Origin of the sequence: Paenibacillus sp. P46E (assembly GCF_001909095.1) — a bacterium.
GTDB classification, from domain to species: domain Bacteria; phylum Bacillota; class Bacilli; order Paenibacillales; family Paenibacillaceae; genus Paenibacillus_AQ; species Paenibacillus_AQ helianthi.
Window position 1 is genome coordinate 114,616 of record NZ_LVYZ01000055.1, and the last position, 25,339, is coordinate 139,954.

Genomic DNA, 25,339 nt, shown 5'->3' on the forward strand with positions numbered 1-25,339 from the left:
ACAAAGCTTGGAGATTACGCAGCGGAAAATCGAAGTGAACGGCATCCATGACGGGCGCATTCGGGCCACTTGTCTGAACACTGGCACGCAGCGCGTATTCTTATGATCATAAACGAGCATGTTGAGCAGTATGAGAAGCAGCAACTCCACCATGTAGATCCTAAAGGAGATCGAGAACTCCAGAACATCCTTAACGGGAATATTTGAAGGCAGGTCAAGCCATCCAGCGTGGGTTAATGCAAGATACATATCAATTACATATTTATTGTATTGACTAGGCTTATTTATCTTTTATTTATTGCAATGCCTTCTCCAGTGTTCCCTGCTCGAAGCAATGAGATTGACGGGAAGGGTGCCTTAGATTTAACATATATGTGAGAGAACTATATAGAAGAGATTTAGATTCCACCTATAATCAGATAGAGAAGGAGCCGTGGGAAATCACGTAAAAATCACATTTGTGCTTAAAATAGCTTAAAGAGGTTTTTTTAGAAAAGGCCAAAAGCATCAAGGTTAGAACAAAATAGAGTGGAGAATAGCTTCGATTTAACTTCATTGATGTAATGGCTGAATACGTGCTATAATAGCAGGAAAGTTTCTCTAAGGTCTCGAATATACTTCTGAACAATCTAATTGAACCATTGGGGGTACGTCATATGAACAAGTCCATTAACATCCAAGATACGTTCTTGAACCAACTGCGTAAAGAGAATATCCCTGCTACAGTATATTTGACCAACGGTTTTCAAATCCGGGGAATCATCAAAGCCTTCGACAACTTCACAATTGTCATCGACAGTGACGGCCGCCAGCAAATGGTGTACAAGCATGCGATTTCCACCTTTACACCACAGCGCAGCGTATCACTTATGCAGGACAATGGAAGTGAAGAATAAGATTTACAGTCTTAAAGCGAAACCTTTTTGTTTATAAATCGTTTGAATAGAGAGTGCGAGAGAGCAACCTGTGAAGGTTGTTCTTTTCATTCGTGCACTTCATTACAGGAAAGTTCCGAGAGGGAGTCAGGAGGCAGCATGTCCAGAGACGAGATATCCAGGACGAACCGCAATAGAGACAGAGGAAGCCAGTCATCGAACTCAAATTCAAATTCAAAAGGTAAACCTAAGAAAAAGAAAAAATTTCTAACCAAGAAGCGTGTGCTGTGGACGCTGTTTTTTGCCACGGCGTTAGCGGTTTTTTGTGCGCTGGGCGGTTACCTGTTCATTATGTTGAACGGTCAGAAGCTACTGGATGCGAACCAGGATAAACTGTCCGTCAACGAGACTACTAAGATCTATGACCGTAATGCGAACCTAATTGGTGAGCTTGCGCTGGAAAAAAGCGAACCCGTTGAGTATGATGCGATTCCGAAGCTGCTGGTCAATGCTTTTGTTGCGACTGAGGACAGACGTTTCTTTGAACACAGCGGTGTTGATTTATGGTCGATCGGCCGTGCGGCAGTGAAGGATATTGCGGCGCGCAGCATGGTCGAAGGCGGAAGTACAATCACTCAGCAGCTGGCGAAGAACATATTCCTAACCCGGGACAAAACCTTTTTCCGTAAGGCAACCGAGGTTTCGATCGCCGTAGCGCTGGAGAACAAATTCACCAAAGAAGAGATTATCACCAAGTATCTCAACCGCATTAACTTTGGCGGCACGATTTACGGGATCAAAGCGGCATCCATCCGTTACTTTGGCCAAAATGATCTAAACAAACTTGAAGTCTGGCAGATCGCAACCCTTGCCGCGATGCCGAAGGGGCCTTCCCGATATAACCCGCTGCGTAATCCTGAGCTATCAAAAGAACGTCGTGGTGTAGTACTCCAGCTGATGTATGAGCAGGGCTATATCACCAAGGAGCAGATGGATGAGGCGAAAGTGGTGGATTATAACTATAAGCCGCCGGAAAGCAAACAACGGTACCAGGCCTTTATAGACTATGCAATTGATGAAGCGGAAGAAAAATTCGGATTGACTGAGGACGATTTGAATATCGGCGGATACAAAATCTATACTACCATGGACAAACATGCCCAGGAGACGGTGGAAAATGCTTTTGCCGACAGCGAAAATTTTGAAAAAAGTGTCGATGATCAACTGGTTCAGGGCTCGATGACGATCATCAACCAGGAGAATGGCGGCATTGTGGCGCTTCTTGGCGGACGGAATTATGAGAAAAAAGGTTATAGCCGGGTAGACGGCAGCCGCCGCTCACCAGGTTCATCCTTCAAGCCGCTAGTTTCTTACGCGCCTGCACTGGAATCCGGGAAATTCACGAATGATTCCATGCTCAGCAACGAGAAGCAGTGCTTTGGCACCTATTGTCCGAATAACCTGCATGGTTATTCAAAGACCATCAGCATGACGGCAGCCTTGACGAAGTCGGAGAATATCCCGGCGGTATGGCTGTTGAACGAAATCGGTGTGAATACGGGATTCCAATTTGCCAAAAAGCTCGGAATTAACCTAAAGGACGAGGACAAAAACCTTTCCTTGGCTCTGGGCGGGATGAGCGAAGGCACGAACACCATGGAAATGGCTCAGGCCTACAGTGCCTTTGCTAACGGCGGTGAACTGCGTGAGGCATACTCGATTAAATCGATTACGAATAGCGATGGAGACACCGTCTATAAGGCCAATACCAAGCCTGAACGGGTTATGAGTGAGAACACGGCCTACCAAATGACTGAAATGATGCAAAAGGTTGTAGAAGACGGCACGGGTAAAAAAGCCAAGATTAACCGGCCTGTAGCAGGTAAAACCGGTACAACGCAAAGCGGATACGAGGGCATCAGCTCGAACCGAGATGTATGGTTTGTCGGATATACTCCGGAGTGGACCGCTGCAGTTTGGATGGGCTATGACAAACCAAGTAAAACCCATCTGTTGAAGAACAGCAGTCCGCTGGCAGCTGCATTCTGGGGAAAAGTGATGGAGGAAGCACTGGAGGGTGTTCCTAACAAGTCGTTCCCGCAGCCTGAAGGCGTAAGTGATCCTGAACCAACGGCAACACCGGAAACGGCGCTGCCTGTGGGTGGTCTGAAGGCAGCGTATGACGCTTCGACGATGACGGTTAACCTGAGCTGGGAGCCTGCACCGGTAGAAGGTGTGGAATACCGGATCTACCGCCGTGAAACATCGGAAGCAGAATTCAGCCCGCTGCTGAATACAGTCTCGTCCAGTGTTGGAGATATCAGTGCGATGCCTGGATTGACCTATGAATATTACGTCACTGCTTATTATCCGAAACTGGATGTGGAGAGCGAACCTTCTGCTACCGTCACTGTTGAGGTTCAGGATGAACCACCTACACAGGAGCCGGAAGCGACAATTGATCCGAATCTTCCAACAGATGAAACGGGCAATGGCGGTAATAACGGCAATGGCCAAGACAATGGCAATCCTAATGGAAACAACGGGAACGGCAATGGAAATGGGAATGGTGCAGGAAACGGAGAAAATCCCGGTAACGGCAACCCTGGCGGAAATGGGAATGGAAAAGGTAATGGCGGAGGTACACCGTCCGATTCTCCCCAAGCCACTGCGACTCCGCCACCGGCTGCTACAGCTCCTGCCGATCCCGCTGTAACCTCTGGAGCAGGCAGCGGCAATGCCGGGACAGAGGGCGGTGTGGCTCCCACCACCGACCCGGCCGCAGGATTGGTGAATGAGGGTAGTGTTCCGCAGTAGATTTTGCTAATTCTATAATGTATGATCCAATTGCCCCGGCAGCGGAGAATCTCGCCTTTCAACCAGAGATTCCGGCTGCCGGGGTTTTTGTCTTTTTTTTGATCAACAATGGCTACCGGATTTTACAAGGGATGTTTTGAGTGTATCTTGCAAATGTGTTAAGCTGAATACACCATTTCTTGAGAGGGTCATTCATATGAAACGTAAATTCGGAGACCGGGCCAACTGGCGCCGGATTACGCGCCGCCATTTTGCCTGCCGCTATGTAGAGAGCCGGGAATTCAGCGGATACATCACACTATATACGATTTATGGGTTGAAGGAACCGTTATGGAAGAGCTACGGGAAGCATACATACCGTATAGCAGATAAAGGGTACTCATGGCTGCAGTATTTTCCAAAAGACAGTCATTATATTGTGACGGCTATGTTCGACGAACGGCATAACATCGTACAGTGGTATATTGATACCTGCAAAGTACAAGGAGTCACAGACCAGGGGGTACCTTGGTTCGATGATCTTTATCTGGATGTTGTGGTGCTATGGAACGGAGAGGTGTTTCTGCTCGATGAAGACGAGCTGGAGGAGGCGCTGGAACGGGAGGACATTACAGACAGCGACTATAATTTAGCCTGGGCTACAGCAAACAATATTCTTCGCAGCATAGATGCTCATGCTTTTCCTTATTTTTCCCTCTCCCTGAAGCATCGTGCCGAATTGTTCCATCACGGAGAATTCAGGAGGAAATAACAATGGATTGGTATGTCTATCAAAGAGGCTCATCCCCGATTCGCAAGGTATCCCGCAAAGGACAACGTTTTCGGCTGAAACGAAATCTGTTCATTCTTCTGGTCATTTGTGCCATTGCCGGACTTCTATGGTGTGCGTTAGTCCTAGGCAGAATCAACAGTGGTGCCACGACGAATCCAATGCAGGAAGCGGATGCTGGTATTATTCTCGGTATGTCCATGTGGGGAGATGAACCTAGTCCCGGACTAAAGGAACGGCTTGACTATGGGCTTGGACTCTACCGGGAAGGCAAGTTCACCCGTTTTATCGTGTCCGGTGGTCTGGATAAGGCTGACTATAAATATACTGAGGCCGAAGGAATGAAGAACTACCTGGTAGGGAAGGGTGTACCTGAAACAGCTATCCTTCTGGAGAACAAGTCTACCAGCACTTATGAGAATCTCCAGTTCAGTCAAAGGGTTATGCAATCGGAAGGATTAAAGACAGCTATTATTATTACGCATACATTTCATGGCCAGCGCGCATTTGAAATTGCCAAAGAGCTGAATTATTCCCATCCTGAACTGGGATTGACCGATTCCAAGGTCATGTCGATGTTCAAATACAAAACCCGTGAGATTCTGGCTTATACGAAATGGAAGATGCAGCAGCTTTTTCTGTAAAAAAGCAAGCCCTGTGCAGACTGCCGTGATCTGATCAGCTAATTTGTCCTCAAGTTCCTGAAACTGCTAATAAGACCTCGTGAACCGGAATAGACTTGATATAGGATATAGAAAAAGTCAGCCCTGGATAATGAGGTGAACTAGGTGAACGGACGCGTAGCGGCGGCAAATGGACGGGAGGAAGGCAGACCGTCACGTCAAATTAATATTGTGCTGCGGAATCAGGAGACGCCAGCAGTGGCCCACGCTGCTGCAGACAGTATCGCTCAGGCTGCGGTCCCCAAAAATAATGGACACAGCGAATTGTTTCAGGAGCTCAGCCGGGAGCTGGACGCACTTGTAGGCCTGGATAATATCAAGGAGCTGGTGTTCGAGATATATGCACTGCTTCAGATTGCGCGGATGCGCAGTGATGCGGGACTTGCCAGCGGGAGTCAGGCCTATCACATGGTCTTCAAAGGTAATCCGGGAACCGGAAAGACTACAGTAGCCAGGATTGTCGCCAAGCTGTTTCAGCGGATGGGCGTTCTGAGCAAAGGCCATCTGATAGAAGTAGAGAGAGCGGATCTTGTAGGCGAATATATCGGACATACAGCCCAGAAAACAAGAGACCTGGTGAAAAAGGCGCTCGGAGGCATTCTTTTTATTGATGAAGCTTATAGTCTTGCCCGTGGCGGAGATAAGGATTTTGGCAAAGAGGCGATTGATACCCTAGTTAAATCCATGGAGGATCACCGTAGTCAATTCGTACTGATTCTTGCCGGGTATTCCAGCGAGATCGATTATTTCCTAATGAGCAATCCCGGTCTTCCCTCCAGATTTCCTATTCAGGTGGAATTTCCGGACTACACTATAGACCAATTGCTGCAGATTGCTGAACTGATGTCCAAAGAGCGCGATTATATTCTGATGCCTCAGGCCATACTCAAACTAAAGCAGCATCTGCTGCTGGAGAAGACGGAGAGTCTACATGCCTTCAGTAATGCTCGGTATGTCCGCAACTCTATTGAAAAGGCGGTACGTGCCCAAGCGGTTCGGCTCCTGAATCAATATGAGAGCAACAGCCCGGGGAAGCAGGAACTGATGACACTCCGCATCGAAGACTTCAAATTGTAGCGACATTATACACCACGGATGATACACAACTGATGTGTACAAGGACAAGGAGCATGACATTCATGGCAATCACCACCCACGATACAGAAACAGAAGTACAGGACCGGGCTATTCTGGTGAGTCTGGTTACTGACAAAATCAAGCGCACGGGCATCGACCCTGAGCTCTCTCTGCAGGAGCTGGTTCAGTTGGCAGAGACTGCCGGAGTACAGGTGCTCGACGTGCTGCGCCAGAACAAGGAGACCCCCGATTCCAAGTGGTTTATCGGCAAGGGGAAGGTAGAAGAACTACGGATGGCCGCTGATGGTCTCGGGGCGAATACGGCTATCTTTGATCAAGAGCTTTCCGGAGCACAGGTACGTAACCTTGAGGAAGCGCTTGACCTGAAAATCATTGACCGAACCCAGTTGATTCTGGATATTTTCGCTGGCCGGGCCAAAACGCGAGAGGGTATCATTCAGGTAGAGCTGGCACAGCTCTCTTATTTGCTGCCCCGTTTATCTGGCCATGGCAAGAATCTGTCCAGGCTTGGCGGGGGGATCGGAACCAGAGGTCCGGGGGAAAGCAAGCTGGAAACAGACCGCCGCCATATCCGTGACCGGATCACTGAACTGAAACGTCAACTGGACGAAGTAGTCAAGACACGTGAACTTCACCGGGAACGGCGCCGCAAGAGCGGCGCTGTCCAGGTAGCGCTGGTCGGTTATACCAATGCAGGGAAATCTACACTCTTGAAGCAGCTTACTGATGCAGATGTTTATATCGAAAATCAGCTGTTTGCTACCCTTGACCCTACTTCACGTGTTCTTCAGCTGCCTGCAGGCAAAGAAGTCGTCTTGACTGACACCGTAGGATTCATTCAGAACTTGCCGCATGATTTGGTAGCCTCCTTCCGTGCAACTCTAGAGGAGGTCAATGAGGCCAATCTGGTGCTGCATGTGGTGGATGCTTCTTCTCCAATGAGACAGGAACAGATGGATGTAGTGCAATCCATCCTCCAGGACCTTGGGGCAGCCGGAAAACCGCAAATTGTACTCTTCAACAAAATTGACATTTGCCAGCCTGAACAGCTGGAGATGCTGCCTTCGGGTCCTGACTATCTGAAGATTAGCGCCTTTAACCCGGAAGATCTGACCCGGATCACAGAAATTATAGCCGAGGAGCTTGCCGGTGATACACTAACCTTCCGCATCCCCGGAGACCGAGGAGACCTCTCATCGCTGCTTTACCGTGTAGGAGAGGTGCTTGAACAGAGTTTTGAAGAAAATGATGTGTTGTACAACGTGCGTCTCAATAAAGAGGATTACGAAAAATGGAGTTACAAGCTTGCGGAATACGTAGAGCTGGAGTAGCCGGAATTAGGTGAATCCAAGGTATTACTTCGGAAACGGCGGATATCCAGCCGTTTCTTCTTGCTGGTCTAATTTGTTTATGAACAAAGTAATAGATTGAGATAAGGAGAGAACAAAAGGTATGGCAGTTTTTGCGGAGGATATCATACAGGCGGCAGAGGCCGCAGAGCTCGAAATTGAAAGTGCAGTGAAGGTGCTTGACCGGATTGTAGATCATAATCAGTGGAAGGTGATCGAAGCTTTTCAGCGCCAGCAGGTGAGTGACTTCCATTTTGCCGGTTCTACCGGATATGCCTATAATGATCGCGGGCGAGAAGTGCTGGATTTGGTCTATGCCGAGGTTTTCGGGGCCGAAGCGGCGCTGGTGCGCCCGCATTTCGCCTCCGGTACACATACAATCTCAACTGCACTCTTTGGTGTGCTGCGGCCCGGAGATGAACTATTGTATATTACGGGACGTCCGTATGATACGCTGCACAAGGTAGTCGGCAAACCGGGAGACGGGACAGGCTCGCTGGCCGATTTCGGAATTGGATACCGTGAAACGGCGTTAACGGCTGAAGGGAAGATCGATTGGGAAGAGGTAAAACTGGCTGTCAACCAAAAGACCAAAGTCATCGGTATTCAACGCTCACGGGGTTATGACTGGCGTTCTTCATTCACTGTTGCTGAAATCGGCGAAATGGTGGAACGTGTCAAATCTATCAAACCTGACGTCATTGTATTTGTAGATAACTGCTATGGAGAATTTACGGAAAAGCTTGAGCCGCCACAGGTTGGGGCTGATCTCGTAGCGGGCTCGCTCATTAAAAATCCCGGCGGCGGAATCGCGGAAACCGGCGGGTACATCTGCGGCCGTCAAGATCTTGTGGAACTGGCAGCATACCGGCTAACTGCGCCGGGTATTGGCGGTGAAGTGGGCGCTATGCTGGGAACGACACGCGGGCTCTACCAGGGACTATTTATGGCCCCGCATACAGTTGGGCAAGCAGTCAAAGGTAGTATCTTTGCAGCTGCCGTGTTTCAGCGTTGCGGCTTTACAACTAAGCCGGCATGGCATGAGCCGCGTACGGATCTGATCCAGGCGGTTGCTTTTGATGGCCCGGAGCATTTGATTGCCTTTGTCCAGGGCATCCAGCGTGCGGCGGCTGTGGACAGTCATGTGGTTCCTGAACCTTGGGATATGCCCGGTTATGAGCATCCTGTCATCATGGCGGCAGGTACGTTCATTCAGGGTGGCAGCTTGGAGTTATCAGCAGATGCCCCCATACGTGCTCCGTATATCGGATATATGCAAGGCGGATTAACGTATTCTCATGTAAAGTTCGGAGTTTTGATGGCACTGCAGAGTATGAGAGAGCGTAAATTACTGTGAAATTTATAGAATAATGATTTACATAATCCCCCAAATCTAATATGCTTGAAACAGTGTTCGGGCAGACATGCAAATCCCTACTTCAATCCTGGTGGGGGTTTTCATTTTATACATAAGAATGAAGAGGTGAACAATGGCAACCCAACAACCTGGTTTTTTCTTTGCAGGAGGATTGAGCGTATTGCTATTTTTGTTTTGGCTGGTTTGTATTGGACTGGGAATTTACGCATTTGTTTTATTTGTGAAGCTGGCCCGTAGAGGAATTACGGCTCTGGACTTGTACAATTATGCAAAGAACCGTGAAATCCGGGAACGCTATGAGTCGGTACATAAAGACGATCAGTGATAGGCTATCCTTAATGAATTATAATTCTCAGTATGCTGCCTTAACAGTTCTATAGCATTGCTCACCAGCTTCGGCTGGTGGGTTTTTTGGGTTACGGAGCGTTCCAGCTTTTGCTTGTGGATTGTTCTCTGTGATATACTTCGGAGGTCATGTTATGTTTTTAGCTTACATTCACTTCACTTGAAATCTTAAGGTTACATAAAATCTTGTGAGAATATCTTACACACCATTGACACGCCAAATAAGGAAATGTACAATGAGATGAGAAAAAGATCATTGGAAGGTTGGATGAGTCATGGGTGATGAAATCCGCAGAAATATGGCATTATTTCCTATAGGAATCGTAATGAAGTTGACTGATTTATCTGCAAGACAAATTCGTTATTATGAGCAGCACAGTCTGATCGTGCCCGCACGCACGTCTGGCAATCAGCGTTTGTTCTCATTCAATGATGTAGAACGCCTGTTAGAGATCAAAGCATTAATCGAGAAGGGGGTAAATATCGCCGGTATCAAACAGGTGATGAACCCTGTATCGAAGGAATCGGAAGAAGCTACTGTCATTACCCCTGACACTGAGGTTAGACGTAGGGAACTGTCTGATTCACAGCTGCACCGTTTATTGAAGCAGGAACTGGTTTCCGGGAAAAGACCGGGACAAGTATCTCTTATTCAAGGCGAGCTATCCCGGTTTTTTAATAAATAATACAAAGAGACTTGAAAGGGAGAGGGTAAAGTGAACTTTTCAAAAGATGATATCCTGCGTATTGCAAAGGAAGAAAATGTCCGTTTTATTCGTCTGCAATTTACCGACCTGCTCGGTACGATTAAAAATGTAGAAATTCCCGTTAGCCAGCTGGAAAAGGCGCTGGACAACAAAATGATGTTCGATGGTTCTTCCATCGAAGGTTATGTACGAATCGAAGAATCTGACATGTACCTCTTTCCTGACCTCAGTACATGGGTGATCTTCCCTTGGTTTGCAGAAAACCGGGTTGCACGTTTGATTTGTGATGTGTACATGCCTGACGGTACGCCATTTGCCGGAGACCCGCGTGGAATTCTTAAACGCTGTCTGCAGGAAGCTGAAGAAATGGGCTTTACAGCCATGAACGTAGGACCAGAACCGGAGTTCTTCCTGTTCAGAACGGACGAGAAGGGCAATCCGACAACAGAGCTGAATGACCAGGGTGGATATTTTGATTTGGCGCCGACCGATCTTGGGGAGAACTGCCGCCGCGAAATCGTACTGACACTGGAAGAAATGGGCTTTGAAATTGAAGCTTCTCATCATGAAGTCGCTTACGGCCAGCATGAGATTGACTTTAAATATGCTGATGCCATCAAGGCTGCCGACCAAATTCAAACCTTTAAGCTCGTCGTGAAGACGGTTGCCCGTCAACATGGCCTGCATGCTACTTTTATGCCTAAGCCTCTGTTTGGTATGAATGGATCCGGGATGCATGCGCACCAATCCCTGTTCAAGGGCAGTGAAAATATGTTCTACGACGAGAGCGACACTCTTGGACTTAGCAAAACTGCCCGTTATTACATGGCGGGTATCCTGAAGCATGCACGTGCTTTTGCAGCCATCACGAACCCGACAGTGAATTCTTACAAACGTCTTGTGCCCGGCTATGAAGCCCCTTGCTACGTAGCTTGGTCTGCAAGCAACCGTAGTCCAATGATCCGTATCCCGGCTTCCAGAGGACTTAGCACACGTATTGAAGTTCGTAACCCGGACCCTGCAGCTAACCCTTACCTGGCACTTGCTGTAATGTTGAAGGCAGGTCTGGACGGTATCAAGCGCCAGCTGGATCTTCCTGCTCCCATCGACCGCAACATCTATGTGATGTCTGAGGAAGAGCGGATTGAAGAAGGAATTCCTAGTCTGCCGTCCGATCTGAAGGAAGCGTTAAGCGAAATGATCCGCAGCCATGTTATCACCGAAGCCCTTGGTGAACATGCACTAGCTCACTTCTATGAACTGAAAGAGATCGAATGGGATATCTATCGTACACAAGTACACGAATGGGAAAGAGATCAGTACATGACTCTTTACTAGGATGAAGCAGCCCTTGGCGCCGTTGGCGTTGAGGGTTTTTTTGTGTTGATCAGTGGAGTTTTATGAACTCTTCAAAAGGTAGTGTTAAGAAGTTTGTGTAAAAGAGTAGAAGTAACTCTCGGGTATGGCTTAGATGCGTAGGTGCTTCGGGAGGAGGGGTTACCCCCTCATCCCAGAAACAGGGGCTTATAAAATGCCTGCAAAATCAAGCATACTTTAATATTTTTAGTGAATTAAGGGTATAAGTAGTAAAAAATCATTAGGATTTTAACAGTTGCCTAAGACAAACATTCGCTTGCCTCAATAGGAAGTTCCTGTTCCCTATTATAATGAGGCAGGCTACGAATGCAGAATAAAAATCCTATATTAAAGAACGTGAGATCTTTAAATGATGGCCGTCAGCACCAATTTAACTTTACTACTTTGATTCAAGAACCGTTTATTTAACGTGATCATTGGCCCGTCAGTCAGTGAACTTGCGGTTTTTTATTGTGGTGCGCCTATTTAGGGGAAGCAATAGTGATTTTTTATTTATGTGGCCAGGCTACCTACGTATCAATGATATAACATTCACAGAATGTTCCAAATCCATTATAATTAGGCTGTTATTGACTTGCGATCACAAGTGATGAAGAAAACAGTAGAAACGTAACTCATGGTCAAAAGGCTTCAAGCATCTGGATTTACATTAGTCGAGCTTAAGGAGTTGAATCAGGCTGGAGGGGAGAAAGATTGCCCGTGAACCACAATATCGCGATGCTCCACCGGAAACTGAAGGAGATCGACCGCGAAAAGGCAGAACTGGATCAAGTGCAAAAGCTCATTGCAAATATGCTGGCAAATAAAGTCTCATTGATTGCAACCGTGAATTATAGTAGCGAGGAGTGACTCAAGTGAAAGGTGAATATCTTCAATATTTTGGCGGTTTATTATTGGTAGTGGGAATAATTGTCTCTGTTCCAATAGCAATTGACTCAGAAAGTATTCTGACTGGTGTATATACAGCTATGTGGTCGACTATTGGGGGAATGTTTTTTATAGGGTTCGGGGAGCTGCTCCGTTCTATACTGCGGATTGAACATCGGATCGCGGGTCCGCGTCCCCACTTTGATCCACTGACCGGGCAGTATGTAGATACTCCGCATGACAAGCACTAACCAATTCAACTTAAATAATTTGCGGATAACTAAATAGCGAGGGATTATTCGTAAAATGATATCGCTAAATAAACGAAAAGCCCCGTTTGCCGGGGCCCTTAAGTTCTAAGTTAAAGAGTTGCATATTTTATTATTTCATCAGGAATCTCGGTTTTGCCTAGAATCGATTCAACTGCTTTCCAAGCCTCTGCGAACTGTTTACCGCTGTAGTTGGTACGGCTGCTGGCCGGGTTTGAGAGTGACATATCAAAAACAATATACTCCCCTTCCTCCTCGATCACCCTAAAGCTGACGGCACGGTCTTTTTTTTGTATCCGTACTTCTTCCAATGTGCATCCTCCTCATTTCCAATCTGGGAACAAACTACTTTAGTCTTATCAAATCGCGGGCCGAAAGGCAAGCTTAGTCATGAAAATGACACGCATATCCGCGGAAGCACATCCTGTTGAACGAATGCCAAAAAGAAAAACAATGACTTTTGATAAAATAAGCCTGCTAAATAGTTTACATATTGTTCCATGCGGCTGTATACTACCTATAGAATGATATATGACCCGCATGTTTATTTTTTTGTGGTTAGGTTCTGATTAATGGGAAGATAATCGTGGTATTATGTATGTGACTATTTGAAATGTATTGTAATATTTGCCTGAACGGATTTGCTGCTTGGAATTCTTACATAATTGCTTGAAAATGTGTAATTTATGAGCAGTGGGAAACAGTAGATAAGGAGGAGCTGTTTTGAAATCAACATATAAGGTTCTAACGAGCGATGCCGACTTGTTCGCGGCAGCTCTCGCACAAGTGAAGGTATACGTTGTTCAATTGATTGATGGCAAACCGCATGTCATAGCAGATTATGCCGGACCTGTTCAGAGATGGACGCCTGAAGATGTACTTGTAGCAGGAATGTGTTACAGCCGGGAAGGGTTTGAGTTCAGAGTCCGTGTGCCTAAGAAGCAAGAGTAACGGACAAGTTCAACGTTAGTCTCTATCAGTTGACTGCCTTGGTAAAGGTAAACTCTCCTGGTGTCGAATTAATAGAATAGGAGGTGTTCATTGTGAGTGCAGTTCATTACGAGCTTCAATATGTAAATGGACAAATTGAAGAGCTAGAATCTACATTCAAGACGGCAGAGGAAGCACGGGCACATCTGAAATCTAGCGGTCTTACAGAATGGATTATGGCGGGTGGCAAACATATTAATCCGGCGAACGTGATCTCTATTAAAGTCAAGGAAGCTTAACCTGACTCTGTGAGCTGCTGAAAAGCAGCTCTTTTGTTTTATAAGCTGTTATTGTTACCGGATAACACATACCAATGCGGCTGTTATTACATCTCTTATACTATAAAACGTAAAAGAGGTGTAATGATGACAGAACGCGAACGTGCGAGAATCCGCAGAGCTATTAGTTTGCTGCGGACACAAAGAGCTATTTTGCTGGAAAGACTGGAAGAAATCAATGAAAACTTGCGGCGGGTGCCAAACCCGAGCCGTGCCAGACGTGAGCTGCTAGCTGCGCGAGCTTCCATAAGGGAAGCATTGCGCTTAAACGCTGCGGCGATCAGGTTGCTTAGAAGCGTGCTGTAAGGTTTAATGCTTGGTACAGAATTATTAAAAGAAGTCTTGTAATCCAGGGCATCCCCCGGGATGCCTTCTCATAGGTGTAATCCCGAATATTTTACATATGTGGAAGGTGATAAAGATGGAAAAGGATGAAGATATTACAGTAATGAATATCTCTAGGGAAGATGTGGAGAAGGGAAGACTGGAGAATTATTTACGGGAATTTAAGAAGTATGAGAAAAAGAAAATGCGCGGAAAGGTAACGCTCATATTTAACGGGTATGAGCAAGATCGCAGGGAGATTTATCAGATCCGTGAGATTACGAATTGGGTGGATCGTCTGTTAAAGAATGTTCCTTACTTGTTCTACTTTTTAAGCAGGGAGAATTATAGTATGCGCATTGTCTTTTTCTGCTTATCTGAAGTGGTAGGGCGCTCTGGGGTAGAAGTATCGATCACCAAGGAACAGGGCCGAAGATTGATTGAGAAAGTTACCAAAAGTGCAGTGGTTTACGCCAGGAAGCTGAAGGAGCCGGAAGAAGTGCAACTTGTACTGGCTGAAGGTATTCTGGATGAACTTGGATATGAACAGACTAAGCAATAAGAACAATGTGCTCCCGGGTCGTGAATGGTATAAGTTGAGTTTCACCGGGAGACATTATCCGTCTATTACTTCAATATGTAGTCATAAACAGGTTTTACATGAAGTTGAAGGACGTTATTTGCTCGGCATAGACAATCAGCTGTTTATATTCAATTTCAGTTCCAAAGCTGGCGAAAGGACGAACAATTACATTATCCAAAACTACAAAATTGTAATTGAATGTCTTTTCAGGATGCTCAGCGCCCAAGTAGGAAATGTATTCATCAACGATGACATCGTCCATCAATGATTTGAGGTTAAATACATCCTCATTACTGCTGGTGTTCGAAGCAACGTTGCCTTGAATGCTGCCAAAGGCTGTAAGGATATTGACTCTGCGTTCCCCATGATTATTGTTCAGTAAAAGATTGGAGAGCTTACCTAATGCGTCGACTTTGAAGTCGACATGGGTTCTTATTTTGGATTGATTCAAACCAGACACTTCCTTTCAAGATTTAATTTACCAATATACAGGTTTCGACATATTACTCCGCTTTTCCTGTTTGTATGCAAAATAAATGTTTGAACATGAAGGACACTTAGTGAGACGTTGAAAAATGTCTCGCTAAAGTGTCCTTTGTGCTGTTATTCCCGAATAGTAACACGGGTTCCGATGGGAACTGTTGCTGCGAGGGTTAGCACATCTTCATTATACATGCGAATACAGCCATGGGAGACCTTTTTGCCGATGGAGGAAGGGTCATTGGTTCCGTGAATCCCATAATGCGGCTTAGACAGGCCCATCCAAAAAGCGCCGAAAGGGCCGCCGGGGTTTTTCTGTTTGTTGATAATGGTATATTCTCCAACTGGAGAGACGGACAGCATCTTGCCTATGCCGACAGGAAAACCTCTAATTACAGTGTCATTGTCCAGAAGATACAGTATTCGCTGTGACAGATCGATAATGATTCGATAGTTGGGCATTTTGATCAACACTCCTTTTATGATCAGGATATGAGTGGAGTGTAGAGAGAGTTCTGGAAAGTTAGATAGAAAACCGAATGCGAACAATTGTTCCCTTTGATTAATCAGTCATAGGAGAACAAAATAGATCAAATAATTAGTAGATTGAAGGGAAAAGGAAAAAACTGTTCCGCTACTAAGCGGAACAGTTTTAAATGAGACGGGGAATTACTAATGAATATCGCGGAATAGGCCGATAACTCTGCCCAGAATCGTAACTCGATTCAGACGTAGAGGCTCATAAGCCGGATTCTCCGGCTGCAGACGGATATGGTCACGTTCTTTGTAGAAGGTCTTTACTGTTGCTTCATCTTCTTCAGTCATGGCAACGACGATATCGCCATTATCTGCTGTCTGCTGCTGGCGAACGATTACATAGTCACCATTCATAATGCCAGCGTCGACCATGCTGTCACCAAGAACAGACAGCATAAACACTTTGTTATCACCTACGTAATGAGTAGGAAGCGGAAAGTAATCTTCAATATTCTCTGTTGCTGTAATCGGCACCCCGGCGGTAACCTTTCCAACGACTGGAATGCGTGTTACCGTCTGAACAAATTGATGAACATTCTCGGAATCCTCTTGTCCCAGCAGTTCTATTGCACGCGGTTTCGTTGGATCACGGCGGATAAGCCCTTTCTTCTCCAACCGGTCCAGGTGACCGTGTACCGTGGAGCTGGAAGCCAGTCCTACAGCTTCACCGATTTCCCGGACAGAAGGTGGATACCCCTTGCTGCGGACTTCGTTACGAATAAATTCCAGGATCGCCAGTTGGCGACTCGAAATCTTTGACATCGGAATCAACCCCATATACTATGTTTGGGAAAATTATAACATAGAACTTCCGTTCGTACAAACATAAGTTCTAAAACGATCCAGAGTATTAGGTGGAGAATGGAAAAACAGGGTTGATATAACAGAAAATGGGGTTCGAAGAATAAGGGAACAATTGTTCGAAAAAAGTATTGATCAAAACACATGTTCGTGTTATATTAATTTCGAAAGTAAGAACAAGTGTTTGGAGGTCGGTTAATATGTTAAAGTACAGCACATACCGTAGTATTTACGACGAGGTTCATGAGGACCATACAGCGAGAGCCCGTTCTGCATACAATGATAGACTAGATATGAAGAATCTTCTTTTCTCTTTAGCGGCACCCTGCCGCAGATTGCTCCGCCAGGACACAATTGTAAAGCTAGCCTTGATTTTCCTATTAGTAATTTCCGGATTTACTGTGGTAGGCAATGTTTTTGCAGGATCGGTGTTGTCATCCAAGCAGGAGAAGAGGGTTGTTGTTGAACGCGGGGATACACTTTGGAGCATAGCACTTAAGAATAAACCGGCTCATATGAAAACGGCTGTATATATAGAAGGAATCAAACGGACGAGCGGTCTGGAGAACAGCAATATCCAAGCCGGCGATGTGCTGAGTCTGCCTGCATATTAATACTGATGGAGTACCTATAGATGGATACCAGGAGCTTTCAGGGAGCAGACCTTGACAAGCTCTTTTTCTCATGGCAAAGTTAGAATGAATTTATAGGGGAGGGGAACATATTGAACATTGACGAATTGGTCGCCCGCATCAATGAATTAGCGCGCAAACAGAAGAGTGACGGCTTGAATGAAGAGGAGCTTGCGGAAAGAGCCAAGCTTCGCGAGATCTATCTGGGTAATATCCGCAGTAACTTCCGTGCTCAACTTAATAATATTGAAATTGTGGACAAATAAGCGCATGAACAAGGCAACAAGGCAGGAGTTAATGATGCTCTGTTCCTTTTCATAGATATTATAGGATGACTAGGGGGAAATGACATGGCCCGTTCTTGGGAAAGAATGGTTCAACGCAACACACAGCAAATCAACAAGCAACGCAAGAAGCAAGGGAAAGATTCCATCTATGCATCAACCACTTCTGCAGCTGCAAAGAGCAGCGATATTTTTAAAGGCCGTAATATTATATTTCCGGTAATATTGTTGATGCTTGGCATCATGTTCTGGGTAGTTGGCTCAATTGATGAAGCTAAAGGCAGCGGCATTCTTGCCAACTGGTTGGGAGTGGTTCTGTATTTCCTGCTAGCGGCACTGCTGTTTTTCCGCCGTCCATATTTAAAGGTTGAACGTGCCAGACTTGCTACCATTAAATACAACCGTGAGCGCCAGCTTCCGGCAGCGGATATTGAAAAAATAACTGTTACACGTGGTGCAGTTTCCATTAAGTATAAAGGTAAACGCACGCAGTGGGTATTCTCCAGGCTGTTCAACCGTTATGACATTAATGCAATGGGTGAGCGTCTGGAGCAGTTCGCCAAGCAGAATCATGTGGAATATGTGAACGAATAGAAAGATACGACCAGCAGAGGGAGAGGGAGAACTATAATGCCGATTTCCGCCGTACTCTTTGACCTTGATGACACACTGCTCTGGGATGAGCGGAGCGTTGAAGAAGCATTTCGTTATGCCAGTGAAGGAGCAGGTGAAGCCGTCGACCCTCAGGAGCTGGAAGCAGCTGTCCGCAGGGAAGCGAGGAATCTGTATGAATCATATGAAACGTTTCCGTTCACTAAGCTGATTGGAATCAATCCTTTTGAAGCGCTGTGGGGGAATTTTACAGCAGGTGAACAGCTTGAATTCCGGAAGATGGAGCAGCTTGCTCCTGTCTACCGCAACGAATCCTGGCGCCGCGGGCTGGCAGCACTGGGTGTGGAGGATGAAGCGCTGGCTGCAGAGCTGGCTGCTAAATTTGCCGCAGAACGCCGTAGCCGGCCATACATGTATGAAGAAACGCTGCATGTACTTGATCAGCTTAAGGGTAAGGTGAAGCTGCTGCTCTTGACGAACGGGTGTCCTGCATTGCAGCAGGAGAAGCTGGATAGTATACCTGAGCTGATTCCTTACTTTGACCATATTGTGATCTCAGGGAACTTCGGTAAAGGCAAACCGGACAAAGGGATATTCACACATGCGATGGAACTGCTTGATATTTCGCCGGAGGAAGGAATTATGGTTGGCGACAAGCTGACTACTGATATCCTTGGCGGTCTTGGCGCAGGCTTGACTACCGTATGGATTAACCGCACCGGTAAAGAAACTGATCCCGAAATTACACCGGACTATCAGATCAGTCATCTCAGTGAGCTTCTTCCGCTTGTGAAATCTTTATAGAATCTCTTCCAAGAACCGTTATCCTGATCCAATTGGGATGCGGTTTTTTTGTAGATCAGTACTTTTATAAGGGTGGTGGTGTCTGTGATCAATCTCACAAAATGGAGCGGAAAAAGAGTTTGATTACTGATTCTCTGAATATTATGTGTATAATAGATATGAAATGCTTCATGGTATGTCAGTATGATATTAACCTACCTTGACTCGGAGGGATTCCATATGATCCATCAAAGAAAGCTGGCAGTGTTATTATCGGTAATGATCGCAGCAGCTCTTTCAGGCTGTTCAGGAGGCGGGAAGACGGAAAGTCATATGCATACTGTGGCAAACATGTCTATGGAACCTATAAAAGTAGAGCTAAATTGGAGTCCCCGGCAGGTCACTGCAGGCCAGAAGGTGACTTTTGAAGCGCTGGTTACACAGGATGGCGAACCGGTGAATGATGCAAAAGAGGTTCTTTTTGAAATCATAAATAACAGCAATGCGGATGAGAAATTGGAGTTCACTGGGGAATCAGCAGGGGATGGTACATATAGGGCCGAAGGAATAGTAGAAACGGACGGCGAGTATACTGTGACTTCCCATGTAACTGCTAGAACACAGCATTCTATGCCCAGTAAAAAGCTTGTGGTTCAGCCTTAATACAACAAAACTTAAGGCGGGGGGCTGCCGCCAGCAATAACAGATAATGCAGAGTGGAAAGGAAGGCTTTTCGAATTCCATATATTCTGCTAAACTTACTCTAATGTTTTACTGGGGGGATAGAAAGTGGCTAAATTCACACTTGCTGAAAGCTTACAACAGCGCATACTGATTCTTGACGGAGCAATGGGTACGATGATTCAACAGGTGCCGCTTACCGGTGCGGATTTTGGCGGAGAAGAACTTGACGGCTGTAATGAAATGCTGGTGCTTACGCGGCCTGAGGTCATACAGGATATTCATGAGAAATATCTGGAAGCCGGTGCGGATTTAATTGAGACAAATACTTTCGGTGCGACATCTGTCGTACTGGCCGAATATGATATTCCACAGCGGGCACGCGAGATCAATCTCGAAGCCGCCAGGCTGGCCCGGAATGCCGTAGATAAATATGATACAGCTGACCATCCGCGCTATGTTATAGGTGCTATGGGACCGACTACGAAGACCCTTTCGGTGACTGGTGGTGTCACATTCCATGAACTTGTGAAGAGCTATGAGGAACAGGCGGTTGCGCTGATCGACGGGAAAGTGGATGCGCTGCTGCTCGAAACTTCTCAGGATACACTCAATGTAAAGGCTGGAAGCATCGGCATCCGGAATGCTTTTGAGCAGACGGGGGTAACACTGCCGGTCATGATCTCCGGGACGATTGAACCGATGGGGACTACACTTGCCGGGCAGAACATTGAAGCTTTTTACATTTCATTGGAGCATTTGAAACCTATCTCCATCGGGCTTAACTGTGCGACCGGTCCTGAGTTTATGCGTGATCATATCCGTTCACTCTCGGCAATCTCCTCAGCAGCAGTAAGCTGCTACCCGAATGCGGGACTGCCCGACGAAAACGGTAATTATCACGAGTCGCCGGATTCTCTTGCCCGCAAGCTTGCAGGTTTTGCCGAGAAAGGTTGGCTAAATATTGCCGGGGGCTGTTGCGGAACCACACCGGACCATATCCGTGCAATGGCTGAGGCACTTCGCGTGTATCCGCCCCGTGGTCTGGAAGGACAGCACCCGCCGGCACTTTCGGGGATTGATCCGGTATATATTGAGAGCGACAACCGCCCTTATATGGTGGGTGAACGCACGAATGTTCTTGGCTCGCGGAAGTTCAAGCGGCTGATTGTGGAAGGCAAATATGAAGAGGCTTCCGAAATCGCCCGGGCTCAGGTGAAGAGCGGTGCACAAGTGATAGATGTCTGTGTTCAGGACCCGGACCGTGATGAGAGTGAAGATATCAAGAAATTTCTGGAACTGGTGGTCAAAAAGGTGAAGGTTCCGTTGATGATTGATACCACCGATCCCAAGGTAATTGATCTGGCACTGCAATACTGCCAGGGTAAGGCGATCATTAACTCCATTAATCTTGAAGATGGTGAAGAAAAATTCGAGCTGGTCACTCCGCTTATCCATAAATATGGAGCCGCCATTGTTGTAGGCACCATAGATGAAACGGGACAGGCTATTAAAGCTACAGATAAGCTGGAAGTTGCGAAACGTTCATATGAGCTGTTGGTCAATAAGTATGGTCTGGCGCCGGAAGATCTGATTTTTGATACACTGGTATTTCCTGTAGGTACCGGGGATGAGCAGTATATCGGTTCCGCCAAGGAGACGATCGACGGTATACGGCTAATCAAGGAAGCTCTTCCTGAAGTGCATACCATCCTGGGTATAAGCAATGTCTCGTTTGGTCTGCCTGAAGCGGGCCGCGAGGTGCTTAACTCAGTATTCCTTTATGAATGCACTAAGGCCGGACTGGATTATGCCATTGTGAATACGGAAAAGGTAGAGCGGTATGCCTCCATTTCAGAAGAAGATCGTTATTTGGCCGAGCAGTTGATTTATAATACAAATGATGATACGTTGGCCGCATTCGTTGCCGCTTTTCGTGGTAAGAAGGTGGAGAAGAAAGAGAAGATCTCCAATCTCTCCCTTGAGGAGCGCTTGGCTTCCTATGTAGTGGAAGGGACCAAAGAAGGCTTGATTCCCGATCTGAATGAAGCGCTGAACAAGTCGGGTCCGCTGGAGATCATTAACGGTCCGTTGATGGCTGGGATGTCTGAAGTTGGCAGGTTGTTCAACAATAATGAGTTGATTGTCGCGGAAGTGCTCCAAAGCGCTGAAGTGATGAAGGCGTCTGTCAACCATTTGGAACAGTTCATGCAGAAGGACGAGACATCTGTAAAGGGTAAGATCATGCTGGCTACGGTTAAGGGTGATGTGCATGACATCGGTAAAAATTTGGTGGAGATCATCCTCTCCAATAATGGTTACGAGATTATCAATCTGGGTATAAAAGTACCACCGGAGAATATCATCGAGGCGTTTCGGCGGGAAAAAGCGGATGCGATTGGCCTGTCCGGCCTGCTCGTGAAGTCGGCGCAGCAAATGGTGCTGACTGCTCAGGATCTGCGTAGTGCGGGTATTGATGTGCCGATCATGGTTGGCGGCGCCGCATTGACACGCAAGTTCACCAAGACACGTATCCGGCCGGAATATGACGGTCTGGTCCTCTATGCCAAGGACGCTATGGATGGCCTAGATATCGCCAACCGGTTGATGAATCCGGACGAACGTTTGAAAATTGAAGAGGAAGTGCGTCTTGATGCTGAGGCAGCGGTAGCCGTGGCTCCACAGCAGGAGATGCCAGTGCTGACAAGGGCGGTCCGTTCCAAGATTTCGGCGGATGCACCGGTCTTTACACCGCCTGATGTGGAGCGGCATGTCCTGCGCAATTACCCCTTAGGACATATTATTCCTTATGTAAATATGCAGATGCTGCTGGGTCATCATCTTGGACTCAAGGGTTCAGTGGAAGCTCAGCTTGCCGCCGGTGACCCGCGCACAGTGGAACTCAAGGAGACCGTGGATGGAATTCTGCATAAAGCAATGCTGGAAGGCACGATAACTCCGCAAGCCATGTATCAATTTTTCCCGGCTCAAGGGAGTGGCAATGACATTCTGATCTACGATCCGCAGGATACAACCAAGGTACTCCATACCTTCACTTTCCCGCGACAGAATGTGGAGCCTTATCTATGTCTGGCAGACTTCTTGAAATCTGTTGACAGCGGAATTATGGATTATGTCGGTTTCCTGGTGGTTACGGCAGGTCATGGTGTCCGCGAAATGTCTGCTGAGTTGAAGGACAAAGGTGATTATCTGCGTTCCCATGCCCTGCAGGCGGTTGCGCTGGAGGTTGCTGAAGGCTTAGCGGAGCGCGTCCATCATATGATGCGGGATACATGGGGGTTCCCGGATCCGGCCGATATGACCATGAAGCAAAGACACGGAGCCCGGTATCAAGGCATTCGCGTATCCTTCGGTTATCCTGCTTGCCCGGATCTGGAGGATCAGGGACCTCTATTCAAGCTGCTGTCTCCAGAGGATATTGGTGTCGAGCTTACTGAAGGCTTCATGATGGAGCCCGAGGCTTCGGTGTCGGCGATGGTGTTCGCGCACCCGGAAGCGCAGTATTTTAATGTGGAGAAGCAATAAGCTTCCGTCCGATATACTCAATATGTAGGGATTGCAACCTATTAGAGCGGAACCTCCCGTAACCGGGAGGTTTTTTGCTGGAGCTGTACGTTTACCGGAAAGATGATTTTTTGTCCCAAAAAGGGTAAAATTCTCTGCATGAGATTCTGCTCTACAGCATTTGAAGCGTTCTTAAAAATATAGAGAGGAGGAGCATGAGTGGAAATATACTTTTTGGGTACAAATGCCGGGGTACCAACGCTACAGAGAAATGTAACATCGGTTGCACTCCGCTTATTGGAAGAACGCCGAAGCTTCTGGATGTTCGATTGTGGAGAAGGTACGCAGCATCAGGTACTACGCTCCCCGCTTCGGCTGGGAAAGCTTGAAAAGCTGTTCATCACCCATCTCCATGGTGACCACCTGTTCGGATTACCGGGTCTGTTATCCAGCCGCGGATATCAAGGCGGTACTGGACCCCTTACAGTGTATGGGCCTCCTGGTCTAAAAGCCTATCTGGACATCTCCTTGTCAGTCAGCCAGTCCCGGATTCCATATGCAATTGAAATTGTTGAACATAGCGGAGGCCTGATTTTTGAGGATGACAGCTTTAAGGTTGAGGCTGGATTGCTGGAACACCGGATTGACAGCTATGGTTACCGGGTGACGGAGAAAGACAGTCCGGGCAACCTGAATACAGAAATACTGCAAAGCTATGGTCTGAAACCGGGACCGCTCTATGGCTTATTGAAAAAGGGGCAAGATGTAACGAATGAGGAGGGCGTCCTGATCCGTGCAGCGGAAGTGGTGAATGCTCCGAAACGAGGCCGGATTATAACTGTCCTGGGAGATACAAGACCCTGTAAGGGGGCTTTACCGCTTGCCTTGGATGCGGATCTGATCATCCATGAGGCAACCTTTGGCCACGATCTGAAGGATATGGCTTATCAGTATCATCACAGCACTGCCGTCCAGGCCGCCGAGCTGGCCCGCGAAGCAGGTGGGCGGGAGTTGCTGCTGACTCACTTCAGTTCCCGCTACACTTCACAGGAGGAGCTGCTGCCGCTGCTCATGGAAGCGCAGGCAATCTTTCCTCAGACGCTGTTGGCTGAAGAGTTCTGCACCTTTCCGGTATACCGCAGATCTCCGTGAAATCCTCAGGGAAATGATCCGGGAAAGTGAATTATTTTCCGGGAAAGCGCAGGAAATGACAGTGCCATGCCAAAAAAAGACTGGCGGGGCGGGCGTTCGATAGTGTTCGACGAGGTATGTTAAATTTTAAGGATTAGCAGAATGAAAAAGAAACGAAGAAGCAAAGATATTGGCGAAAAAGCGGCAAGTTATGCGTACGGAATACCTATAGGCCAACTCATTTCCCTTATAGAACGACTGGCTAATTGGTTGAAAGCTACAAGGGAAAACAGATAATTAACAAGATTTAATATTAACGGAGTGAACTAAAAATAGATTAGGAGGGAAGCTATGAAATCTGTTGGGGGTTTGTTGATTGATTTGGACGGAACATTATACCACGGAGGCCGGATGATTCCCGGCGCAGATCTGCTCATTTCTTCACTTCGCAAGGCTGGAATACCTTATTTGTTTGTAACGAATAACTCTTCCCGGACTCCGGCCAGCGTAGCGGCACATTTGCGTGGAATGGGCATTGAAGCAGAGCCGCATGAGGTGTGTACTTCTTCATTGGCGGCTGCCCGCTATATCGCCGGAGAATCACCAGGAGCAACTGTGGCGATACTTGGGGAAGAGGGATTGATCGAGGCTTGCCGCGAAGCGGGGCTAGTTTTGGTGACCGAAACGCCGGAATATGTTGTACAGGGCATTGACCGGTCTTTTACATATGATACCCTGGCACGGGCTTCGCGCTGGATTCGTGAGGGGGCAAAGTTTGTGCTGACGAACCCGGATCTGATGCTTCCCTCCGATGACGGCGTTATGCCTGGAGCCGGGACACTGGGAGCCGCAATCGAAGCGGCAAGCGGATTTTCTCCTGTAGTCATTGGCAAACCTGAGGCGCACCTCATTACCTATGCTACGTCACTGCTGGGTATTGAACCGGGCGAGGCCGTTGTGGTTGGTGACAATATGCGCACAGATATTTCCGCAGGGGCGCGCGCAGGCTGCCGGACCATCCTTGTGCTGACGGGTCTTACGACTAGAGACAATCTGGAAGACTATCAGCTCCTCACCGGAGTGAACCCGGATGAAATTTGTGCCGATTTAGCTGAACTTATGCTTGCACTCGGTGTATAATGTCAAAGGTGTGCTTTTACCTAT

General features: G+C 47.1%; 28 protein-coding genes. 24 read left to right on the forward strand and 4 right to left on the reverse strand.

All coding sequences use genetic code 11. The annotated features are described in order from the left end of the window. Nucleotides 1-656 precede the first annotated feature (656 nt). The 12 genes from hfq to A3849_RS21100 all read left to right on the forward strand — a co-directional run bounded on the left by hfq (nt 657) and on the right by A3849_RS21100 (nt 12,516). Complete coding sequence (gene hfq / locus A3849_RS21050; protein WP_025703341.1) at nt 657-896, forward strand: RNA chaperone Hfq; 240 nt, start codon at nt 657-659, stop codon at nt 894-896. Between the two features lie 138 nt (nt 897-1,034). Continuing rightward, nucleotides 1,035-3,692 (forward strand): transglycosylase domain-containing protein, encoded by a 2,658-nt coding sequence (locus A3849_RS21055; RefSeq protein WP_074113184.1) that lies wholly within the window; start codon nt 1,035-1,037, stop codon nt 3,690-3,692. Between the two features lie 196 nt (nt 3,693-3,888). After that, entirely contained in the window at nt 3,889-4,443 is a 555-nt protein-coding gene (locus A3849_RS21060; protein ID WP_074113185.1) for a ribonuclease FAU-1 family protein, read from the forward strand. Between the two features lie 2 nt (nt 4,444-4,445). After that, the gene (locus A3849_RS21065) at nt 4,446-5,105 is read left to right on the forward strand and encodes a YdcF family protein (RefSeq protein WP_074113186.1); all 660 of its coding nucleotides are present in this window, start codon (nt 4,446-4,448) and stop codon (nt 5,103-5,105) included. A 144-nt stretch (nt 5,106-5,249) separates the two neighbouring features. Continuing rightward, a complete protein-coding gene (locus A3849_RS21070) occupies nt 5,250-6,221 on the forward strand; it encodes an AAA family ATPase (protein WP_074087139.1) in 972 nt (323 codons plus the stop codon). A 62-nt stretch (nt 6,222-6,283) separates the two neighbouring features. After that, nucleotides 6,284-7,573, forward strand: a complete 1,290-nt coding sequence (gene hflX / locus A3849_RS21075; RefSeq protein ID WP_074113187.1) for a GTPase HflX — start codon at nt 6,284-6,286, stop codon at nt 7,571-7,573. A 121-nt stretch (nt 7,574-7,694) separates the two neighbouring features. Next, on the forward strand, nt 7,695-8,948 hold the full coding sequence (locus A3849_RS21080) for a methionine gamma-lyase family protein (RefSeq protein ID WP_074113188.1): 1,254 nt from the start codon (nt 7,695-7,697) through the stop codon (nt 8,946-8,948). 181 nt (nt 8,949-9,129) lie between these two features. Then, nucleotides 9,130-9,294 (forward strand): hypothetical protein, encoded by a 165-nt coding sequence (locus A3849_RS21085; protein WP_256700838.1) that lies wholly within the window; start codon nt 9,130-9,132, stop codon nt 9,292-9,294. 295 nt (nt 9,295-9,589) lie between these two features. Further along, a complete protein-coding gene (locus A3849_RS21090; RefSeq protein WP_019910684.1) occupies nt 9,590-10,000 on the forward strand; it encodes a MerR family transcriptional regulator in 411 nt (136 codons plus the stop codon). Between the two features lie 30 nt (nt 10,001-10,030). Continuing rightward, nucleotides 10,031-11,359 (forward strand): type I glutamate--ammonia ligase, encoded by a 1,329-nt coding sequence (gene glnA, locus A3849_RS21095; protein ID WP_074113190.1) that lies wholly within the window; start codon nt 10,031-10,033, stop codon nt 11,357-11,359. A 738-nt stretch (nt 11,360-12,097) separates the two neighbouring features. Next, the gene (locus A3849_RS33050) at nt 12,098-12,247 is read left to right on the forward strand and encodes a hypothetical protein (protein ID WP_178382766.1); all 150 of its coding nucleotides are present in this window, start codon (nt 12,098-12,100) and stop codon (nt 12,245-12,247) included. Nucleotides 12,248-12,252: 5 nt separating this feature from the next. Continuing rightward, entirely contained in the window at nt 12,253-12,516 is a 264-nt protein-coding gene (locus tag A3849_RS21100) for a hypothetical protein (RefSeq protein WP_074113191.1), read from the forward strand. A gap of 110 nt (nt 12,517-12,626) precedes the next feature. Here A3849_RS21100 and A3849_RS21105 read toward each other — a convergent pair whose 3' ends face one another. Further along, nucleotides 12,627-12,845: a hypothetical protein gene (locus A3849_RS21105; protein WP_074113192.1), complete on the reverse strand. Its 219-nt coding sequence runs from the start codon at nt 12,843-12,845 to the stop codon at nt 12,627-12,629. Nucleotides 12,846-13,257: 412 nt separating this feature from the next. Here A3849_RS21105 and A3849_RS21110 point away from each other — a divergent pair, with 412 nt between their 5' ends. From A3849_RS21110 to A3849_RS21125, 4 genes are all read left to right on the forward strand, one after another. Beyond that, nucleotides 13,258-13,485 (forward strand): hypothetical protein, encoded by a 228-nt coding sequence (locus A3849_RS21110; protein WP_074113193.1) that lies wholly within the window; start codon nt 13,258-13,260, stop codon nt 13,483-13,485. A gap of 92 nt (nt 13,486-13,577) precedes the next feature. Continuing rightward, nucleotides 13,578-13,763, forward strand: coding sequence for a hypothetical protein (locus tag A3849_RS21115; protein ID WP_074084563.1), 186 nt, complete (start codon nt 13,578-13,580; stop codon nt 13,761-13,763). A 126-nt stretch (nt 13,764-13,889) separates the two neighbouring features. Next, the gene (locus tag A3849_RS21120) at nt 13,890-14,108 is read left to right on the forward strand and encodes a hypothetical protein (protein ID WP_074084562.1); all 219 of its coding nucleotides are present in this window, start codon (nt 13,890-13,892) and stop codon (nt 14,106-14,108) included. 115 nt (nt 14,109-14,223) lie between these two features. After that, nucleotides 14,224-14,688 carry a hypothetical protein gene (locus A3849_RS21125; protein ID WP_074113194.1) on the forward strand — a complete coding sequence of 155 codons (465 nt, stop codon included), beginning with the start codon at nt 14,224-14,226 and terminating at the stop codon, nt 14,686-14,688. Nucleotides 14,689-14,782: 94 nt separating this feature from the next. Here A3849_RS21125 and A3849_RS21130 read toward each other — a convergent pair whose 3' ends face one another. From A3849_RS21130 to lexA, 3 genes are all read right to left on the reverse strand, one after another. Next, on the reverse strand, nt 14,783-15,160 hold the full coding sequence (locus A3849_RS21130; protein WP_074084560.1) for a hypothetical protein: 378 nt from the start codon (nt 15,158-15,160) through the stop codon (nt 14,783-14,785). 152 nt (nt 15,161-15,312) lie between these two features. Further along, a complete protein-coding gene (locus A3849_RS21135) occupies nt 15,313-15,651 on the reverse strand; it encodes a L,D-transpeptidase (RefSeq protein ID WP_074113195.1) in 339 nt (112 codons plus the stop codon). A 210-nt stretch (nt 15,652-15,861) separates the two neighbouring features. Further along, nucleotides 15,862-16,488: a transcriptional repressor LexA gene (gene lexA / locus A3849_RS21140; protein ID WP_025704214.1), complete on the reverse strand. Its 627-nt coding sequence runs from the start codon at nt 16,486-16,488 to the stop codon at nt 15,862-15,864. 239 nt (nt 16,489-16,727) lie between these two features. Between lexA and A3849_RS21145 the strand changes: the two genes are divergently transcribed. The 8 genes from A3849_RS21145 (at nt 16,728) to A3849_RS21180 (ending at nt 25,315) form a co-directional block, all read left to right on the forward strand. Next, complete coding sequence (locus tag A3849_RS21145) at nt 16,728-17,141, forward strand: LysM peptidoglycan-binding domain-containing protein (RefSeq protein WP_074113196.1); 414 nt, start codon at nt 16,728-16,730, stop codon at nt 17,139-17,141. Nucleotides 17,142-17,251: 110 nt separating this feature from the next. Continuing rightward, nucleotides 17,252-17,425, forward strand: coding sequence for a DUF896 domain-containing protein (locus tag A3849_RS21150; protein ID WP_074113197.1), 174 nt, complete (start codon nt 17,252-17,254; stop codon nt 17,423-17,425). Between the two features lie 84 nt (nt 17,426-17,509). Next, the gene (locus A3849_RS21155) at nt 17,510-18,037 is read left to right on the forward strand and encodes a hypothetical protein (protein WP_074113198.1); all 528 of its coding nucleotides are present in this window, start codon (nt 17,510-17,512) and stop codon (nt 18,035-18,037) included. A gap of 36 nt (nt 18,038-18,073) precedes the next feature. Continuing rightward, the gene (locus A3849_RS21160) at nt 18,074-18,859 is read left to right on the forward strand and encodes an HAD family hydrolase (protein WP_074113199.1); all 786 of its coding nucleotides are present in this window, start codon (nt 18,074-18,076) and stop codon (nt 18,857-18,859) included. Nucleotides 18,860-19,078: 219 nt separating this feature from the next. After that, nucleotides 19,079-19,501 (forward strand): FixH family protein, encoded by a 423-nt coding sequence (locus tag A3849_RS21165; RefSeq protein WP_178382767.1) that lies wholly within the window; start codon nt 19,079-19,081, stop codon nt 19,499-19,501. Nucleotides 19,502-19,687: 186 nt separating this feature from the next. Further along, on the forward strand, nt 19,688-23,065 hold the full coding sequence (metH, locus tag A3849_RS21170; RefSeq protein WP_372237785.1) for a methionine synthase: 3,378 nt from the start codon (nt 19,688-19,690) through the stop codon (nt 23,063-23,065). Nucleotides 23,066-23,263: 198 nt separating this feature from the next. Further along, on the forward strand, nt 23,264-24,196 hold the full coding sequence (gene rnz, locus A3849_RS21175) for a ribonuclease Z (RefSeq protein ID WP_074113202.1): 933 nt from the start codon (nt 23,264-23,266) through the stop codon (nt 24,194-24,196). 330 nt (nt 24,197-24,526) lie between these two features. Continuing rightward, nucleotides 24,527-25,315, forward strand: a complete 789-nt coding sequence (locus A3849_RS21180) for a TIGR01457 family HAD-type hydrolase (RefSeq protein ID WP_074113203.1) — start codon at nt 24,527-24,529, stop codon at nt 25,313-25,315. Nucleotides 25,316-25,339 lie beyond the last annotated feature (24 nt).

Excerpts from the sequence above, each read along its gene's own strand:
- A3849_RS21145 (WP_074113196.1), top strand. The coding sequence starts at position 16,728 with ATGTTAAAGTACAGCACATACCGTAGTATTTACGACGAGGTTCATGAG.
- A3849_RS21180 (WP_074113203.1), top strand. The coding sequence starts at position 24,527 with ATGAAATCTGTTGGGGGTTTGTTGATTGATTTGGACGGAACATTATAC.
- A3849_RS21165 (WP_178382767.1), top strand. The coding sequence starts at position 19,079 with ATGATCCATCAAAGAAAGCTGGCAGTGTTATTATCGGTAATGATCGCA.
- A3849_RS21090 (WP_019910684.1), top strand. The coding sequence starts at position 9,590 with ATGGGTGATGAAATCCGCAGAAATATGGCATTATTTCCTATAGGAATC.
- A3849_RS21055 (WP_074113184.1), top strand. The coding sequence starts at position 1,035 with ATGTCCAGAGACGAGATATCCAGGACGAACCGCAATAGAGACAGAGGA.
- hflX (WP_074113187.1), top strand. The coding sequence starts at position 6,284 with ATGGCAATCACCACCCACGATACAGAAACAGAAGTACAGGACCGGGCT.
- metH (WP_372237785.1), top strand. The coding sequence starts at position 19,688 with ATGGGTACGATGATTCAACAGGTGCCGCTTACCGGTGCGGATTTTGGC.
- A3849_RS21155 (WP_074113198.1), top strand. The coding sequence starts at position 17,510 with ATGGCCCGTTCTTGGGAAAGAATGGTTCAACGCAACACACAGCAAATC.
- A3849_RS21060 (WP_074113185.1), top strand. The coding sequence starts at position 3,889 with ATGAAACGTAAATTCGGAGACCGGGCCAACTGGCGCCGGATTACGCGC.
- hfq (WP_025703341.1), top strand. The coding sequence starts at position 657 with ATGAACAAGTCCATTAACATCCAAGATACGTTCTTGAACCAACTGCGT.
- A3849_RS21125 (WP_074113194.1), top strand. The coding sequence starts at position 14,224 with ATGGAAAAGGATGAAGATATTACAGTAATGAATATCTCTAGGGAAGAT.
- A3849_RS21135 (WP_074113195.1), bottom strand. The coding sequence starts at position 15,651 with ATGCCCAACTATCGAATCATTATCGATCTGTCACAGCGAATACTGTAT.
- A3849_RS21160 (WP_074113199.1), top strand. The coding sequence starts at position 18,074 with ATGCCGATTTCCGCCGTACTCTTTGACCTTGATGACACACTGCTCTGG.
- A3849_RS21120 (WP_074084562.1), top strand. The coding sequence starts at position 13,890 with ATGACAGAACGCGAACGTGCGAGAATCCGCAGAGCTATTAGTTTGCTG.
- lexA (WP_025704214.1), bottom strand. The coding sequence starts at position 16,488 with ATGTCAAAGATTTCGAGTCGCCAACTGGCGATCCTGGAATTTATTCGT.
- A3849_RS21080 (WP_074113188.1), top strand. The coding sequence starts at position 7,695 with ATGGCAGTTTTTGCGGAGGATATCATACAGGCGGCAGAGGCCGCAGAG.
- A3849_RS21065 (WP_074113186.1), top strand. The coding sequence starts at position 4,446 with ATGGATTGGTATGTCTATCAAAGAGGCTCATCCCCGATTCGCAAGGTA.